Below are 16593 nucleotides of genomic sequence, written 5' to 3' on the forward strand. Positions count from 1 at the left end.
ATCTATCTTTTATAGACCTTCGCTTTTTTCATTAATTTTCCTATTGAACTTTACGATTTCGGATCACTTCACCGGAAGTTTCAACAAAAATTCTGTCCCTTTTCCGTTTTCACTTTTCACCGAAATGCTTCCTTTAAGGAGTTTGACAATTTCAGATACGATTGCAAGCCCTAAACCGGACCCACCCATTTCTCTTGAACGGGATTTCTCAACCCGATGAAATCGGTCAAAGATAAAGGGAAGATCCTCATTAGGGATACCGTTGCCTGTATCGGTGACAGAAATGGAAATGAAATCGGCAGTCCATAAAGCTTTTACTGTTACTTTCCCTTCTTCTGTGTAGCTGACGGCGTTTTCCAAAAGATTAAACAAGACTTGTTGAATACGTGTACCATCTGAATAAATTAGAGGCAACTCTTGGTCAATCTTATACTCCAATCCGAGATTTTTTTCTTTTGCTTTTAATGTCACTTTTTGAATAGATTGTTCAATTATTTCTCCAACATCAACCGGCTGCAGGTATAAATTGATCCTTCCCTCCTCCATTTTCGATAGTTCAAATAAATCCTCGATCAACTTTGCTAAACGAATGGATTCACTTTCAATAACAGCTGAATAGGATTCCAACTCTTGTTTATCCCGATAGCGATGGAGTTTAATCAACTGGGCATACCCTCTTAAATAGGAGATGGGCGTCCGCAGTTCATGAGAGATATTCGCTAATAATTCACTTCGATTCTTGCGATAATGGTTCAGCTCCACACTTAAATCATTAATCGCCTGAGCTAAAGACCCGACTTCATCTCTTGTCTTAATCTGTACCTCTGTATCTAACTGCCCCTTGGCAATCTGTCTTGTTGCTTGCTCCATTTTGATTAAAGGGCTGGACAGCTTTCTAGACACAAATAAGGTGAATCCTAAAGCCAATAAAACTGCTCCAATAATCGACATGACAATCCAATTACGTAAACTGTGCATGATATTATGAATTTCTTCAATAGAAGAAAACACTATAATCCCGCCTTGAAATGTCTCACCTTTCATAAGAGGACGCCCTACAATGAAAAATTGTTCCTTTGTATCGTTGTCAACATAGTTCCGTTCGAAATGCTGCCCATGTTTTAAAATATGCAGCAATTCACTTGAAATATTGTCTCCCTTTTTAAATTCCATATTGGAATTGGTGACAATCTTTCCGTGCCCATCGAATATGACCAGCTCTTTCCCGGATACTTTGCTTAACTTCTGATAATAATCAGATTGTCTTTCATTTGGTTCATCCAGGATGTCTACTAGCTCACGCGATAGGTCATTTACTTTTTGGTGGACTTGCGATGAGTACACGCTTAAAAATATTCGATCTGTAAAAAAACCTAACGGCAATAAGACACTTAGAAAAAGAATCATTATAGTGGTTCCTAATTTTAAAACAATGCCATTGTAGTTCATCTGTTATCCTCTTGAATGTTTAGTGTATAGCCTACTCCCCACACAGTCTTAATAAATGGATGATTCGCTTCGGCATTTTTTAGTTTCGTTCGAATATTTTTGATATGTGTATCTACGATTCGCAAGTCACGTACCTCATCATGGTCCCAGATTTGATCGAGCAAAATGTCTCTTGTAAATACCCTCTGCGGATGAGAAGCAAGCAGCGACAATAGATCAAACTCTTTTGCTGTAAATTCAATCAAATGCTGATTCACCATTATTTGCCGACTTTCATTATCAACAATAAATCTGCCATTTAAAAACTTGGTCCTCTGATCTTCATTCCTTTTTCGAACTTGTTCAGACCGGCGCAGCAAAGCCCGTACCCTTGCCACCAGTTCTTCAAAATCAAAAGGCTTGACTAAATAATCATCCGCTCCGATCTCCAAACCCTTAACACGATCACCAACCTCGGTTCTGGCCGTCAACATCAGGATGGGTGTATCATCTTTTTCTCTAATTTTTTCACAGACTGTCCAGCCATCTACAAAGGGAAGCATAACATCCAAGATGACTAAATCAAATGACTGCTCTTGAATTAAAGTCACCGCCACAGCCCCATCCTTTGCTTCAAAAAGCTGATATTCTTGAGAAAGGTGTATTTTCAATAAGTCCAACATGTACGTCTCATCTTCAACAAGTAATATTTTTTTCATCTTGTTAAACTCCTTATGTGGCCCATGTGTAAAAAGAATGACACAAGCCTCCATTGTTTGTAAATGAATACAGGCCTACAAAGATAACGAAAAAGCAGAGATCTTAACATAAGATCTCCGCTTTGTTTGTATATCATTATCATTCAGCAGCACCGGCAATAAAGCATTCTTTATGGTCTTTACTTTTCTCCATGCCAGTAATAATCGCTTAACGCATTAGCAAACACTTCGACAGTTCGGGAAATCTCTTCTGCGGTGTTATCGACCCCGCCCATTTCCACAATGACAGAACGCGGGGCTAAATCCTGATTATAGACGCCGTTCCCCTGGCTGCTGTCTTTAGTCAGTATTCCTTTTGATAAACCGGGAAGTTTGGCGTTGATCTGTTGGTGTAAACCTTCTGTGAACGAAAGGTTCTTTTCATAGTCCTCATGCCCCGTCCCAACCACAAAGAGCATGCGCGCATACTTTTCACCATTCTTTTCTATTGTGGTAGACGATTTGCGCAAGGAGTCCCGGTGGATATCCAAAAAGATGTCCAGATCTTTGTTTGCTTTCTTTGCAGCCCGTACATGGTCCCGTGACAGAAGATAAGAACTGCCATACTTTAAGCCCTTCGCATCTAATTCTTCCACAATATCTACAGAGTTTGCCTTCGTCCCTATGCCTCTTCGTTCTAGTGCCCGTTCAAGCATTTCTCCCACCAATGTGATGTTTGCTTTCGGATGAAAAGCATCTTCTGGTTGATCCGTGTATTTTAAGTAGGGCAAAAAAGATTCCCGGCTATGCGTGTGGTACACATAGACAACTTCTTTGCCATAAGTTGAATGGGAACGGTCAAGGTCTTTCGGCGCTTTTACATTTTCAAACAGCGCCTCAACGTTTTTAAACGAGAGCTCCCTCTCTTTCAACAAATCTTTCATATCCGGCTGAAATTCATCCCGTTCCTCTAAATCCAATAATCTTCCATTTTCGCTTTCTTCGGGAGGTTTATCTGAAAAGCCGTTTTGTTCATTTGATTTGTCAGGAAAAATAGGTAGAACATCCAGTTTGGATAAGGACTCTACATTCTTAAGCAGTTTATTTTCTTTCATTTCTTCCCGCCCATAAAAAAAGGGGAAGAATAAAACAAACAAGAGCCAAAAAATAAATAGAATAATAGCCAAATATAACAACATTCTTAGGAGAGATCTTATTTTCCTTCTCTTCACTGTGTTTTTCTCGCTGTTGGAATGCATTTAGTACCTTCCTTTATCTGAGTATGAAGGATGTTAATCAAAAACCATTCTTGTCGTTTATATCGGTTCGTTTATACGATTTCTTACCCCATTTGTTCCAAGCGCAATAAATGGTTTCCGATTAACCTATAAATAAATAATCATATCTATTATCCCAATTAAGATTAATACAACCCCGGTCATTTTTTGAATAACACTCCCTGCTTTTCTACTTTTCCCCATGATGGTTTTATCAATTTCCAAAAACCAGATCACAAACATAATCGCTATCAGAGGAATTGTGGTTCCTATCGCAAAGACACTCGGTAGGATAAACCCGAATGAAACGGAAAAAGTCAAAGGCATGAGGGTTACAAAGAAAAGGACAAACATGGTTGGGCAAAATGCTAAGGAAAAACTGACACCCATTAAAAATGAACCGATTTTTCCCTTTAACAGTTTAGAAGGGATTTCGCCAAATGAAAAAGCCTTTTTCCATTTGATGAATTCTAATAAAAAGAGCCCGACAAAAATGAGTAAAGGTCCAATTATCTTCCTAAACCAAGGGAAAAACAGCGTCAGCGTTTGTTCAATTTGGCTTCCGACTACCCAGACGATCAATCCCAGCGCACTGAATACGAACATTTTTCCTAATAGGAATAAAAAGATATGAGACCATAATACACCTCTCCGAAAGGAACTGTTCCCATAAATCATTAAGGCACTCCCGTTTGCCGTCAGTTGGCATGGAACAAGCGCGCCGACAAATCCTAAAATTAATGCTGCTGCAATCGAAATATTTTCCACTTGGTGGAACCAGTTTAAGAAAGGCTGTGTAACATAATTGCTGAATGTATTGAGAACATTGTACATTTCGGTCCGTCCCTCATTCGTGTTTTATCTCATTTTATCGAGGATTCTAGTCAAAATTTAAACCATCTCTTATTTTGGATAAAGCATATTATAGTACATAAATTTGAAGAAAGTGTGGAAAAAGAAAAAAGCCAGCCTCTGCGAACTAACTTTTAGTCTTGGTTGTATATTTGGACTTTGGACCCTGGTAATGTACAATAGCATAATAAAAGTGAAGTGGCACAGTTTCTATGCACCACTTTTATTTTTTCTTTCTAGTTTTATTTTTTCTTCTGTTAAAACCTATATAAAAAACAACGAGAAAAATCGGAACAACCATAAAGATGCAAATTCCTAGGAAGGATTCAAAAAAATGATGCAGTGGATTTTGCGAGTGAAACGCTGTACTCGACATAGTAAGACACACTATACCCATTATAATAAAAAATACTGGCACCATTACATTGGCTGCTTTTTTCATTTATCTTTACTCACTTCTTCATTGGCAGGCAAAGAAAGGATAAAGGTAGTCCCTTCTCCAGAAATGCTTCTGAAGTCAATCTTCCCACCAAGTAATTCCACCAAATTTTTCACTATTGCGAGTCCTAAACCCGTGCCTCCAGACGCTCTTGACCGCGATTTGTCCACCCGATAGAAACGTTCAAAAACAAAGGGCGCATCCTCTTCTGGTATTCCCATTCCATAATCATGGAGGAATATCTCAACGCTCTGTTTATGGACTTTTGTATAGATGTCTACACGAGATTCTGGATTACTGTATCTTATAGCATTTTCGATTAAATTAATCAAAATTTGTTCTAGGCGAACGCCATCGGTATAAAGTACCGGATAATCACGAGATGTGTCTATTCGTATATCCATTTTTTTCTCCGCTGCTTTAAGAGACACTTTTTTAACTGAACTGGTTAAAACGTCTCCAAGATCAAACCATTCATAATTTAATTCTAATTTACCTTCTTCCATTTTGGCCAGTTCAAACAAATCATTTATTAGCATTGTTAATCGTCTTGATTCTTCAGTTATAATTGATAAATACTGTTCCCTCTCTTTTTCATTATGAACAAGTCCATCTCTTAATACTTCCGAATACCCTTTTATATAGGAAATAGGGGTGCGCAACTCGTGTGAGATATTGGCAAAGAACTCTCTTCGATTCGTCCTATATTCTTCAAGTTCTCTTCCTAAATCTGTAATTGCATGTGCAAGGCTGCCTACTTCATCCTTTGTCGAAAATAGCAGCTTTGTTTTTAATTTCCCTTTTGCAATCTCCCGTGTTGCTCTCTCCATTTGTAAAAGTGGGTACGATAATTTTCTGGATACAAAAAAGGTAAAACCAATAGCCATAAATAAAGCACCCATAACAGAGATCATCAGCCAAAGACGAACCTGTTCTATCGAGTTATTGACCTCCGCCATACTTGAAACAACCACAAGTCCACCAGCTACTTCTTTATTCACAATAATTGGCTTGCCTGAAAGAAAATAGTCCTGAGACCGCGTTCCATTATATTCGAACCCTACTGTTTCATTCTTGGCGATTGGTTTATATATATCTTCTGGCACCTGAGCTCCTTCTTTAAACCCCAATATACCTGTACTTTTTAGGATATTGCCTTCCATATTAAAAACAAACATCTCTGTGTTCGTTAGTTCTGATATCATCACAAACATATGATAGGAGCTAGTATCTTCCACACTTGAAATAGTCGTTGAATATTCAGATGCAAAACGTTCAAGCTGTTCTTGTTTCTGATTCACATAAAAAGCTGTAAACATTTGATCAATGGTATAAACCAATGGAAAAAGAACGGCTAAAAACAGCACCATGATAGTTATCCCAAGCTTAATGGTTATACTATTCATTTTCATAGTGTTTCATTCGGCTCTTGAAATTTGTAGCCCACTCCCCACACGGTTTGAAGCGGGTTATAGCGGGATCCCTTTTTTTTAATTTTAAAGCGGATATTTTTAATATGGCTGTCCACCGTTCTGGTATCTCTTGAATCGTTGTACCCCCATATAACATCCAGGAGAACCTCTCTTGTGAAGACACGTTTTGGGTTAGAGGCAATGGTATGAAGCAATTCATATTCTTTTCGGGTCAAGTCTAATTCCTCCCCTGCCAGAAAGACGCTATGGCCTTGTTGATCAATCTTGAAAAAACCATCTCCATATATAATAACCTCTTCATTTTCATCCTTATTTTCACCATTTCCAATAAGTTCTGACCTTCTTAACAAGGCTTTTACCCGGGCTAAAAGTTCTTCCGGTTCAAATGGTTTAATAAGATAATCGTCCGCTCCAATTTCGAGTCCGTGAACTTTGTCTTTTAACTCATTCCTTGCTGTTAACATAAGAATAGGGAGTGCTTTAGACGATCTAACTTGTTTGCATACCTCCCAGCCATCCATTCCCGGCATCATAATATCCAAAATGATTAAATCAAAAGAATACGTTCTCACTTTGTCGACCGCTTCTTCCCCGTCAGTTGCCTCTACAATTTCATAGTCTTTTGATAAATAAATTTTAAGCAGGTTTCTCATATTCCATTCATCATCGACAATCAACAATTTCTTTTTCATTCTTTCTCTCCTCAGACTGTCAAATCTTTATTTCATTCACAAAAGGAAGGTAAAAACGGTGCTTATACTGAAAATGTATCCACAACCAGCACTGATTTATTCCAAACTCCGATGTTAAACTAATTCTATAGTATTGCAGTTTGTATTAGATATAAAAGATTAGTGCACTTATGACTTATGGAAAATCTTCCACTATAACTTATTTAATTTAATAATTCTAAAATGTATAGGCTTTGTGGATTGTAGAAAAAGCCTTGAAAAAAAACGAAATGATCCTCAAACACTTCAGATATGGAGAGTTTGAGACATTGGATAAATAATTTTAGTTATTCACTGCTTCACGTATAATTGACAGGTAGATTCATATACATAAGAAGACTGCGGGTCTGCTAACACTAACAGTCTTGCAGAATTCCCTTCAAGGGATCAGCATATAAGTGAAACGGTAATCCACTCCTTGCTTGCCGGCTCAAGTGTGGATTACTTTTTAGTGCCAAAGAGACTATGGACACAATCAAACTAGCAAATGCGATCATTAGCATAAGTGCTTGAAAAGCAGTCACGGGCAGCACCCCCTTTCATAGAGGGAATGCTGGTCACCCTTAATAGTGTATCTCTATAAAAACGAAACACGATCGTTCATCCGAATGGCTTTATTTAATTAAAATGAACGAGCATTAGTGGCCTCCATGACCTTCCCCATCTTCCTGGACAATCTCAAGCTTGTCATCAATGATGCCTTGAGTTTCAAATGGGATCGATTCTTGGCCGCTAATAATAAAACCGTGATTATATGGACCCGCCGTTGGATCCTCTTTAAAGGTGGGTTTTATTGATGCTAGAAAATTATATACAGGTTCCGTTACCTGTCCGTTTTCCAGCCAAATTAACGGCGCATGTTTCCCACGATGTGAAAAAGGCGCTGCGGCTATAGCAAGTTCCGGTGTTGCAGTAGAAATAAAGGATATTCCGTGCCCTGAATCTGTCAACCCCCATCCAAAAGCGTTATCCTCATCTCTAAATTTTGCAAATTCAACGGAGTTTGAAACTGGATCTTCACCAGCAATCCGTGTTACGTTTCCGTAATCAGCGAGCTCTTTTTCTATTTCTTTTGAAACAATGGATTCAGGTCCCAAAATATACATATTGGCCTCTTCTCTTTCTTGCAATGCCTGTTTCGTAATGTCAGGGATGCCATCTTTTGTTACATATAAAATAGGCTCTGGCATGTGAGAAATCCAGTTGATGGCTGGTAATGAGTAAGCTTTTGCCTCTTCCTCTGCTGAAACGATAATCACACCTTTCGGAAACTCTCCGCCGGATATCTCGGCATATTTCTGATCTACCGCCGCAGCAAATTGTGCTGGCTCTGTTCCGTCAATTGCTTCAACTTTATAGCCGTTCAATTGCTTAGCAACATTTTCATAAATCCCACCCATAACCATCACTTGGGTTCCGTCTGAGGTTCCTTTTGGATTCAATCGTTTGATCTCATTTAACGTTTTTGCCGATAACTTGTCTTTTTCCGTAAGTAAGACAGGCCCATCAGTCGGATTGTGTATCAAATCGGCAGCGGCTAATCCAACCTGCCAATTATTGTTCGGAACTAGAATAACCGCCCCTGGCTGATTCTCTTCGTGTGTTGCCGGCCAAACTATTTGTGATATAAGGATAGACGCGTCGATTGGATCTTGGGTATCCAAACGGGTTGTATTTTTCGTATTTACAGTTAGACGATTTCCCTGAGCATACTCATTCATTTTTTCCGGGGGCATTGCATATTCTATTAATTTTTCTTCGGATACTCCGCTTCTGTTTCCGCCTTCCTCATCATCCATATGATCCATGTTCCCATGATCCATTCCATCCATATTTTTGTCTTCTTGATTTGAATCACCATTTCCACATGCCGCAAGTACTGCTGATAATGCTGTTATCAACACGAATCCTTTAAATCTCCGTTTCATCTGTATCGCCTCCAATGATTTTATTGAAACTTTACCAAACAAATTTGCAGAATTTGTGGATAGGGTTTTTTTAAATGCTTTAATTGAACATGTTCATCACATGTTTTCCAGCAATTGAAGTGGATAGATCGAAAGCAAGTGTATGTAAAACCGGATATATAGTTAAATAAAAAATATCTGAAAGTTTCGGCATCCCCATGTCTTGTGATTTCCTTATAAGGTTCACCGTTGTTATTCTCTCTTAGCAGGGATTCCATTTCTGTATCTTTGAGATTATAGTGTCTTTTATTGAAACCAACACTTCTTAATGTAGGATGTTCCAATATAGGAAATAAATATCCATCTAATACATTAGTATCGACGAAACGAAAATCAACCAAATGGGGAATGTGTTTTTAAATATGAATTAAGACAGAGGACACGAGGTTTTTTGGGAGCAAATAATTCCTCTGTCGGCACAAATTTCTTAGACTGGTCAATAAATAAAATCCTTCTTCCGAATATGCCCTTCTGGACACGATATTTCCCTCGTTGCTTTCTGATGAAAGAATGACAACTTTGCGATTATTTACATCAATCGCCCATTTGTACGTCCTCCTGATTGAAAGACTGTATTTTGCAATTCGGAATCTTGCAAAATACCGTGATCAGAGCGCTTTGCTTTTCGTTTTTTTAGTAACATGAATAAAAAAATCCCTACGTTAAAAAACGCACAGCTTTTGGAGTGTACAATCTTCACCAGCGGCAATAAGCCTACAGTTTATTTTTGGAAAATGGTTTAAGTCAGTGGGAAAAGAAGTCTACTTTCTTTCTCTTCTACTGTATACATGTTCTCTGACATATACAGATCTACATTACTGCTCCCATTTTTTATTGCTTGTTCCACAGCTTTTAACCTTTTCTGTTTATCAGGTCCAGCAAGCAGAGGCTCCTCTCGATGAGCAAGGTGACATTGAGGCGATTACATTTCAAGTAACGCATAAAGGGAAGTTATCACCGGAACAAAAGATAGATTTGCCTCCATCATTTGCATTCATCCTGCCGTCGGGAGTTAACATCCCGCCTCCATAAAAAAGAGGGCTGTCCCTCGTCCGTTATCACCGACTTTCGGGACAGCCCCTGATTTCCTTTCTCTTACTTCATCCATTTCAAATTAAACACCGATTTAATTTCAAACGGTTTATCAATGAGTTTCAACTGATAATTGGCATCCGCAATTTGTTGATAGAATGAAAAATCATCATCGGAAAACCCGGCTTCATACTTTTGTTTGGCCAGCGCTTGTTCCATCACTTCCGCAGGTGTCCATGTTTTTCCGTCCGCTTCAATCTCGGGAACCTTAAATGCTTCTGCCAGGACAGCAGCCGCTTCTGTCGGTTTTTCATTAATATAATCAATGGATGCCTGGTGCCCCTGCATGAATTTCTCCACTGCATCTCCGTGTTCCTTGACAAATTCATTATGAGCGACAACAACGACAGCAGGGTCCGGAATTTTTTGAACAACCTTTAATCCCCGCAGTTCAGCAAATGTCACGAACGGTTCTCCTAAAAGAGCCGCATCAATTGTTCCTTTCGTAATCGCTGATTCCATGTTCGGCATTTTCATTTCCATCAAGCTTACCGATGTTTCATCCAACTGCGCTTCCGGCAACATAAAGCCCCGTACAAGAATATCCGATCCGGTCCCTCTTCCCAAAAACCCAATTTTTTTACTCTTTAGATCAGAGGCTTGTGTAATGGACGAATCCTCTTTTGAGATTAGTCCAAATTCTCCGTCGCCTACTTTAGCAATGACCGAAATATCCGCCCCTTTTGCCGCCCAATTCACAACAACTGGTATGCCTGTATAAGCGATATCTAATTTCCCAGAAGACAACGCTTTGTTAAGATCAGGCCCGTTTGCAAATTGATAAAACTCAGCTTTAATCCCTTGCTCTTCCATCAATTTCTGCTTTTCTGCAATAATGGCTGGTGCCACCGATAAAATATTCGGATACCCAATTCTGACAGTTTCTTGGGTTTGATCAGCAGTTGCTTGATTAGCTCCTTCATTTGAACTGCAGCCGCTTATCATAAAAGCAGCTGCTGCTATAGCCAGTAACTTTTTCTTTGTGAAGGTTATCATGCTCATTTCTCTCCCTTAGAATTCCAAATCGACCATTTTTTCATTTCGACTTTATTTGTTGCTCAGTATATTCATAAAGACATCATAAATGATAATGAGAATCGATGTCAATTAAATAATGTTCAAATGACGAAATTCTGCATGACGTACACTTTATTTTGCAAAAAATAAACACCCTCTCAAAACGTAGAGTCTTGCAAAACACTTATATGTAAAGGAAGTATCCGAAAGAGTTACTCTTTCTAGTGTTTTTCTTTTTCCTTTTTTAGTAAGAATATTCTTAACGAAACCACTCGGGATACAGGTAACGGATCTGGAGATTTGAAGTCTGCCATTCCTGTCCTGTATAAACACGAAATATTTCGCTGGCCGACTTTTTAAATCCAAATCCGTTGTTAGTCTAATATTGTGAATGTGAAGCATTAATTCTTTTTCAAGGGATTGAATATGATTGGTGTTTCAGCGACTAGTAGGAGTTATTGCGGCACTGATTCTTATTTAAAGTACTGTTTTACCTGTTTTTCGGGTTTGATAAAAGCGAATGCAGGCTATCTAACATCTCTTCTTCATTCGCCATTAATAGAAACGAATACAAAATAGCACCTTTTTAGCCATTAAAAAGCTAATTATTTATAAAAATTGTGCAGAATTTATGGAGTTTGTGAAATTTCGTTTAAACACAAAAAAGAGGGCAATATAGGTAAGGTAATCAATTTTAAAGGAGGAAATAGGGTGAACCATAACTATCATGATTGTATTAGGGCTTGCTTAGAGTGTTTGGAGGCTTGTAATATATGCTTTGATAAGTGTTTATCTGAAGACCATTTAAATATGATGGCAGACTGTATCAGATTAGACCGCGAATGCGCGGAGATTTGTTCCTTCGCCGCACAATCCATGCAAAGAAACAGCCCGTTCGCTGCACAAATCTGTCAGTTATGTGCAGAGATATGTGAAGCATGCGGAAATGAATGCAAGAAGCATGAACACGATCATTGCCAAAGATGTGCTGAAGCATGCTTCAAGTGTGCTGAAATGTGCCGCAGTATGGCCTCTTAATTTCCGTTTGTATGTTGAGTGATCTGTAAAAACCTGGAGAAATGGGGGACTGAATCCCGTTTTTGAGACAGGGATCAAAACACCTTTTAAACAGCCTGTTGCCGATATTGTACCGGCGACAGGTTGTTTAGTTTCGTTTGAATACGGGGTATGGTTATAATGATTAATATAGTTCTCGACAGTTTGCTCTACGATGGCTGTCGTAGTGTTTCTCAAATTGTCGAGGTAGAACGTTTCAGACTATAGCGAGGCATTAAACGATTCGATGGGGGCATTATCAGCGGGCGTTCCTTTACGGGACATGCTCATGATCATGCCTTTTTCTTTGACTTCCCTCTGGTAATCATAGGATGTATAAACGGATCCCTGATCACTGTGAAGCGTACATCCTTTGGGCAGACTGGGGAGCTTTGCCAGGGATACATGGAACTCCTCCTGTTCATCATTAAAATTTTACCACATTAAGTATTAATAATTAAAAATTACCAATTGAAGTTATTACCCTCAAAAAAAGAGAAAAACCAAAAAATACCCGAGACCTCTATCCAGAGCATTACTAATACAAGATGTTGCATCTACCAACAAAAAACAACCTCTAATTTAATACTTGCTCTTTGTTATTTACTATGTAGCTTAGAATGCTGCACTAATTCATGATTAATAAAACATGAAATCATTGTGCGATACACTTCCTCAATAATATCAGGGTTCACATTGTTTTCATTCGCAAGATTTCTTACTTTTTCAATTACTGCTTCTACCATTTTTGGTGCTTTAACATCATCGGTATCTTTTTTATACTTTGCAGCTTGTTCAACGTATCTACTTCTCTCACTTATCAATTTTACAATTTGATCATCCAGTTGATCGATGCTTTCTCTTACTTCAGATATACTTACGCACTCTCTCACTTTAACCACCATCCATTTTTTCCTTTTGAACCATATTATAACAATATTGATCTGCTATAAAAGACCTTGGAAAAAGGCAGCCAAGGTCTTTCTTAAATGCAACATCTTTCATTGTGTTGCCTTTTTTAATCAGTTAGTTCCTTTTCGAATTTTCATCATGGTATTTGCATTTCGTTGAAACTCATATGGTACACGAATTTCTTCAACTTCGAGGCCTTGATCTCTGAGCATTTTTGCAATCTCATCTAAGTGCTCGTACCTGTTTCCAGTAAGGTCAACAAGTGGAAAAATTCGAATTTCTTCTTTGGCCACCCGCAGTAATTCTTCCATCACATCCAGGTGAAATGTTTTATCAAGACGGTAACCGTATGTAAACAAAAAATGTGCAGAGAGAATCAAATCAAACTGTTCATTTTTAAACGGAAGTACTGGCAATGTCACAGGGATGTAACGCTCAGGATTTTTTTGCATATCAGCTGCGCAATCGGTGAGCGCGCCGGCTCGGTGCTGTGCAAGATCCGAAACATCTTTAAAATAGTCAAACACGTATTGTTCTTTTGCTTTTACAACCCTTTCCGTAGCGTGTTCAAGGTCTTTTTTTCCTTTATTGGCGAGTGCCTCACCGGAGTGATAATAGGCAATGTCACAGGCAGTTACATCCAGTCCCTTTTCTCCACCGATAGCGGTAAAAGAACATGCTCCTGCTGGGCAGTCCAAAATCTTTTTCCCTTCTATTTCTTCTAGTGACAGTGAAAACATAGCCATATATTCCTCGAATGTTCTTCCAATAAAAACAATACGTTCTAAATCTAACACCATTTTACTCATAGATACCCCTCTCCTTAAAAGGGGTTCCTCATCCTAAAAGGACGAGAAACCCCGTGGTGCCACCTTTGTTCGTTTATGTTAAATAAACGCATTTAATGTACAGAAACAATTCAAAATTGCTCGATACATGCCTCTTTTATCGGTGAGACTTTCCGCCGTATTATTTAATTTTCCATTTCCATTTATTACAATTAGATTTTGTTTTATCTATTTTATTACCTGCTTAAAAAATTGTCAAAATATTATTTTTTTTAATCATCACTATACTAATCGCTTTATAACATAATTGCATTTTTGCTTCATTGCCCTTTGAAAAATTGAGATTAGATATTTTTATCTACCTATATTTTTTCTCGAAAACAACGGTGCAAAATAAGTGAGTATAGCGAATAGTGAACTAGTGCTTAACAAAATGCTACCTACAATCACAAAGTTATTTATATATGATTTAACGATCATGTGGGTAGTGATGCCCCCTTTTGTGTATAATAAAAAGAATATTTCGATATTTTTTCTAAGAGGTGAGGGAGTTATGGAAAAGCAAGAATATGAATGGGTAAAACAAACAAGACACATTTTATTAAACCAGTGCAGAGAATTGAATGAAAAAGATTTTACTAAAGAGTTTGGGTTCGGCTTTCTAAGTATAAGAGATTCTTTAGTTCATGTGGCGGGTTGTTACCATGCTTGGCTGGGTTCTTTTGTGCTTTCAGAAACAACATCACCGCTATTTACGAGGGAAGTAATTAATGCTATGCAAATGGATGATATTCAACGTTATTTTCAACAAGCAGATATATATGTAGATACTGTATTTGAACAATTCACAGATAAATTTGATGAGATTATCGAAAAAGAGCTTTCTTGGAAGGTAGGCAGTGGGTTTGTAAGACAAACGCCATATCAATTACTAACCCATTCTATTACTCATGAATTCCATCATAAAGGGCAAATTGCAGGAATGCTACGTCTGCTTGGTTACACACCTAAAAATACAGACATCTTAGGGCTGCCTGAAAAGTCATTCGCTAAACAATAAATAAAAAATAGAACCCAAGATTGTACTTGGGCTCTATTTTTTATTTTTAAATATTAGTCTTGAACAGAGCTTTTGTATCTCAAACACAACATAATTGCATTTATGCTGTGTTGAATTAGCCCTTTTTTATCCATTAAACAGACGTTGCCATAAAGATTTTTTCTCTTGGATTGCTGTTAGAGACTCTTTCTCTTTTAAGGCTTCTATATCGTCCTGAAAAATTGAAAATAAAAATGCCTAAGTTGCTTATGAAGAGATTCGTAAAGGTTGAAGAACACAAGAAATGATAAAATAAAAGAAAATACAATTTTCAGGGGGAGTAATATGGTTATTCGGAAACTAAAGACGGCTGAAGAGATTCCGATGGATTTACTGTTATTAGCCGACCCTTCAAGGACATTAATTGAGGATTATGTCCGGAGGGGAACATGCTTTTTAACTGAAAGTAATGATCAAATTATTGGAGTTTATGTATTACTTCCAACGAGACCTGAAACGATTGAGTTAGTAAACGTTGCTGTATCAGAAACCCACCACGGCATGGGTATTGGAAAGCGGTTAGTAACGGATGCCATTCAAAAAGCTCGGTCTGGTGGATACAGAACAATAGAAGTAGGTACCGGAAATTCAAGCTTAGGACAACTGGCTCTTTATCAAAAGTGCGGTTTTAGAATTACCGGCGTTGACAGAGATTTTTTCATCAAACACTATTCAGAAGAAATTTTTGAAAATGGTATACAATGCAGGGATATGATTCGATTATCTTTAGATTTATAGAAATTGTTAGTCAACAGTTCGTTTATACTGTGCAAAAAGCACCATGTAAAGAGTTGTAAATAACCCTACAAGCGCGCTCTTCCTGTACACTGACAGTATGACCAGTAGTATTCTCTTATTTGAAGTATGTAACGTCCGCGAATATGGGATACCTAAATACTTGGAAAGGGTGAGGGAAAATCCCACACTCAAAATTGGTATTTTTCAGGCGCAAACTTTTGGTGACACCCCTAAAGACCTATACACAAGTAGCATCTATGTAATAAAAAATAGCCTGCTGGATTGCACGCCATTTTAGCCTTTAAATGAAAACACAAAAAAACCGACTGCTATTTTGACACTCGATACATTTAATTGCTCAAAGCGAGCAGACCTATCCTATTTTAAAATAAATGCCACTTTGCTTAAAAAGAGTTCCTCACCATTCCTCAAAAACACATATGGAGTATTAGCCTTCCAGTCTTATTATTTTTCATAGATGAACGATTGCAGTGTCACGCGTTATTTAATTCAGCATGAACAACACTGTTTTCATAAAGAACCCCGGGATCGAAATCAACCCCATTTTTCCAGCATACCGTACCTGCTGCTTCATCCGGTTCTGCTGTCATAAACGTGTCCAAATCGTCACGAATAAGAACAAAACAAATATGGTTATTATCCTGCCTTGATATAACATTTTCTTTTATCTCTGTTTCAATACGGTTTTCAAGTGAAATTTGTGGCATTAGTTGCTGTCTAAAAACTTTGAATACATGTATAAGATTTGAAGAAAAGATGTTTTTTACAACATTGTTTCCAACTATAAAAAAGAACAGCTTCCGCTGTTCTTCTCGTATGCCTGGCGGCGTCCTGCTCTCACAGGGGGAAACCCCCAACTACCATCGGCGCTGAAGAGCTTAACTGCCGTGTTCGGGATGGGAACGGGTGTGACCTCTTCGCTAATGCCACCAGACTGTATGAAATTGAAAGAAATTGTTCCTTCAAAACTAGATAATATCTGTAAAGTACCTTGCAAACCGCGCCATGTCGTTCCGTTTGGAAAACCGTTAGGTTTTCCAAACCT

16 protein-coding genes, 1 rRNA gene and 1 pseudogene are annotated in these 16593 nt (G+C 38.1%); 4 read left to right on the plus strand and 14 right to left on the minus strand.

Annotated features, from left to right (window positions below):
* Positions 1 to 63: 63 nt before the first annotated feature.
* From BTO28_RS02520 to BTO28_RS02555, 8 genes are all read right to left on the minus strand, one after another.
* Complete coding sequence (locus BTO28_RS02520) at positions 64 to 1449, minus strand: sensor histidine kinase (RefSeq protein ID WP_076763733.1); 1386 nt, start codon at positions 1447 to 1449, stop codon at positions 64 to 66.
* Positions 1446 to 2147: a response regulator transcription factor gene (locus BTO28_RS02525; protein ID WP_076763735.1), complete on the minus strand. Its 702-nt coding sequence runs from the start codon at positions 2145 to 2147 to the stop codon at positions 1446 to 1448. The genes BTO28_RS02520 and BTO28_RS02525 overlap by 4 nt, the downstream gene beginning before the upstream one ends.
* 179 nt (positions 2148 to 2326) lie before the next feature.
* Positions 2327 to 3241, minus strand: coding sequence for a stage II sporulation protein P (gene spoIIP, locus BTO28_RS02530; RefSeq protein ID WP_233129808.1), 915 nt, complete (start codon positions 3239 to 3241; stop codon positions 2327 to 2329).
* Positions 3242 to 3511: 270 nt separating this feature from the next.
* Positions 3512 to 4237 carry an urease accessory protein UreH domain-containing protein gene (locus BTO28_RS02535; protein ID WP_076763739.1) on the minus strand — a complete coding sequence of 242 codons (726 nt, stop codon included), beginning with the start codon at positions 4235 to 4237 and terminating at the stop codon, positions 3512 to 3514.
* Positions 4238 to 4693: 456 nt separating this feature from the next.
* A complete protein-coding gene (locus BTO28_RS02545; protein WP_076763742.1) occupies positions 4694 to 6106 on the minus strand; it encodes a sensor histidine kinase in 1413 nt (470 codons plus the stop codon).
* Complete coding sequence (locus BTO28_RS02550; RefSeq protein WP_076763744.1) at positions 6103 to 6819, minus strand: response regulator transcription factor; 717 nt, start codon at positions 6817 to 6819, stop codon at positions 6103 to 6105. Before BTO28_RS02550 ends, BTO28_RS02545 begins: the two co-directional genes overlap by 4 nt.
* Positions 6820 to 7214: 395 nt before the next feature.
* The gene (locus tag BTO28_RS17850; protein ID WP_408606626.1) at positions 7215 to 7391 is read right to left on the minus strand and encodes a putative holin-like toxin; all 177 of its coding nucleotides are present in this window, start codon (positions 7389 to 7391) and stop codon (positions 7215 to 7217) included.
* 105 nt (positions 7392 to 7496) lie between these two features.
* Entirely contained in the window at positions 7497 to 8786 is a 1290-nt protein-coding gene (locus tag BTO28_RS02555) for a cell wall-binding repeat-containing protein (protein WP_076763746.1), read from the minus strand.
* Positions 8787 to 9572: 786 nt separating this feature from the next.
* Between BTO28_RS02555 and BTO28_RS02560 the strand changes: the two genes are divergently transcribed.
* Positions 9573 to 9857, plus strand: a complete 285-nt coding sequence (locus BTO28_RS02560) for a hypothetical protein (protein ID WP_076763748.1) — start codon at positions 9573 to 9575, stop codon at positions 9855 to 9857.
* Between the two features lie 63 nt (positions 9858 to 9920).
* Here the strand turns inward: BTO28_RS02560 and BTO28_RS02565 are convergent, their stop codons facing one another.
* The gene (locus BTO28_RS02565) at positions 9921 to 10913 is read right to left on the minus strand and encodes an ABC transporter substrate-binding protein (protein WP_076763750.1); all 993 of its coding nucleotides are present in this window, start codon (positions 10911 to 10913) and stop codon (positions 9921 to 9923) included.
* A 732-nt stretch (positions 10914 to 11645) separates the two neighbouring features.
* On the opposite strand from BTO28_RS02565, the gene BTO28_RS02570 reads away from it, so the two are divergent.
* On the plus strand, positions 11646 to 11972 hold the full coding sequence (locus BTO28_RS02570) for a four-helix bundle copper-binding protein (RefSeq protein WP_076763752.1): 327 nt from the start codon (positions 11646 to 11648) through the stop codon (positions 11970 to 11972).
* Between the two features lie 86 nt (positions 11973 to 12058).
* Here the strand turns inward: BTO28_RS02570 and BTO28_RS17390 are convergent.
* The 3 genes and pseudogenes from BTO28_RS17390 to BTO28_RS02585 all read right to left on the minus strand — a co-directional run.
* A pseudogene (locus BTO28_RS17390) lies at positions 12059 to 12392 on the minus strand (transposase); the annotation flags it as partial.
* Positions 12393 to 12589: 197 nt separating this feature from the next.
* On the minus strand, positions 12590 to 12895 hold the full coding sequence (locus tag BTO28_RS02580; RefSeq protein ID WP_076763754.1) for a chorismate mutase: 306 nt from the start codon (positions 12893 to 12895) through the stop codon (positions 12590 to 12592).
* A gap of 117 nt (positions 12896 to 13012) precedes the next feature.
* Positions 13013 to 13711 carry a class I SAM-dependent methyltransferase gene (locus BTO28_RS02585; protein WP_076763756.1) on the minus strand — a complete coding sequence of 233 codons (699 nt, stop codon included), beginning with the start codon at positions 13709 to 13711 and terminating at the stop codon, positions 13013 to 13015.
* Positions 13712 to 14243: 532 nt separating this feature from the next.
* On the opposite strand from BTO28_RS02585, the gene BTO28_RS02590 reads away from it, so the two are divergent.
* Both BTO28_RS02590 and BTO28_RS02595 read left to right on the plus strand, forming a co-directional pair.
* On the plus strand, positions 14244 to 14750 hold the full coding sequence (locus BTO28_RS02590) for a DinB family protein (RefSeq protein WP_076763764.1): 507 nt from the start codon (positions 14244 to 14246) through the stop codon (positions 14748 to 14750).
* Positions 14751 to 15074: 324 nt separating this feature from the next.
* Positions 15075 to 15527, plus strand: a complete 453-nt coding sequence (locus BTO28_RS02595) for a GNAT family N-acetyltransferase (protein ID WP_076763758.1) — start codon at positions 15075 to 15077, stop codon at positions 15525 to 15527.
* 494 nt (positions 15528 to 16021) lie between these two features.
* Here BTO28_RS02595 and BTO28_RS16935 read toward each other — a convergent pair whose 3' ends face one another.
* Positions 16022 to 16255, minus strand: a complete 234-nt coding sequence (locus BTO28_RS16935; protein ID WP_144289439.1) for a hypothetical protein — start codon at positions 16253 to 16255, stop codon at positions 16022 to 16024.
* A 111-nt stretch (positions 16256 to 16366) separates the two neighbouring features.
* A 5S ribosomal RNA gene (gene rrf / locus BTO28_RS02600) occupies positions 16367 to 16482 on the minus strand.
* Between the last annotated feature and the right edge of the window lie 111 nt (positions 16483 to 16593).

The organism is Domibacillus epiphyticus, from assembly GCF_001975785.1.
Taxonomy (GTDB): domain Bacteria; phylum Bacillota; class Bacilli; order Bacillales; family Domibacillaceae; genus Domibacillus; species Domibacillus epiphyticus.

Excerpts from the sequence above, each read along its gene's own strand:
- BTO28_RS02520 (WP_076763733.1), bottom strand. The coding sequence starts at position 1,449 with ATGAACTACAATGGCATTGTTTTAAAATTAGGAACCACTATAATGATT.
- BTO28_RS02525 (WP_076763735.1), bottom strand. The coding sequence starts at position 2,147 with ATGAAAAAAATATTACTTGTTGAAGATGAGACGTACATGTTGGACTTA.
- spoIIP (WP_233129808.1), bottom strand. The coding sequence starts at position 3,241 with ATGAAAGAAAATAAACTGCTTAAGAATGTAGAGTCCTTATCCAAACTG.
- BTO28_RS02535 (WP_076763739.1), bottom strand. The coding sequence starts at position 4,237 with ATGTACAATGTTCTCAATACATTCAGCAATTATGTTACACAGCCTTTC.
- BTO28_RS02545 (WP_076763742.1), bottom strand. The coding sequence starts at position 6,106 with ATGAAAATGAATAGTATAACCATTAAGCTTGGGATAACTATCATGGTG.
- BTO28_RS02550 (WP_076763744.1), bottom strand. The coding sequence starts at position 6,819 with ATGAAAAAGAAATTGTTGATTGTCGATGATGAATGGAATATGAGAAAC.
- BTO28_RS02555 (WP_076763746.1), bottom strand. The coding sequence starts at position 8,786 with ATGAAACGGAGATTTAAAGGATTCGTGTTGATAACAGCATTATCAGCA.
- BTO28_RS02565 (WP_076763750.1), bottom strand. The coding sequence starts at position 10,913 with ATGATAACCTTCACAAAGAAAAAGTTACTGGCTATAGCAGCAGCTGCT.
- BTO28_RS02580 (WP_076763754.1), bottom strand. The coding sequence starts at position 12,895 with ATGGTGGTTAAAGTGAGAGAGTGCGTAAGTATATCTGAAGTAAGAGAA.
- BTO28_RS02585 (WP_076763756.1), bottom strand. The coding sequence starts at position 13,711 with ATGAGTAAAATGGTGTTAGATTTAGAACGTATTGTTTTTATTGGAAGA.
- BTO28_RS02590 (WP_076763764.1), top strand. The coding sequence starts at position 14,244 with ATGGAAAAGCAAGAATATGAATGGGTAAAACAAACAAGACACATTTTA.
- BTO28_RS02595 (WP_076763758.1), top strand. The coding sequence starts at position 15,075 with ATGGTTATTCGGAAACTAAAGACGGCTGAAGAGATTCCGATGGATTTA.
- BTO28_RS16935 (WP_144289439.1), bottom strand. The coding sequence starts at position 16,255 with ATGCCACAAATTTCACTTGAAAACCGTATTGAAACAGAGATAAAAGAA.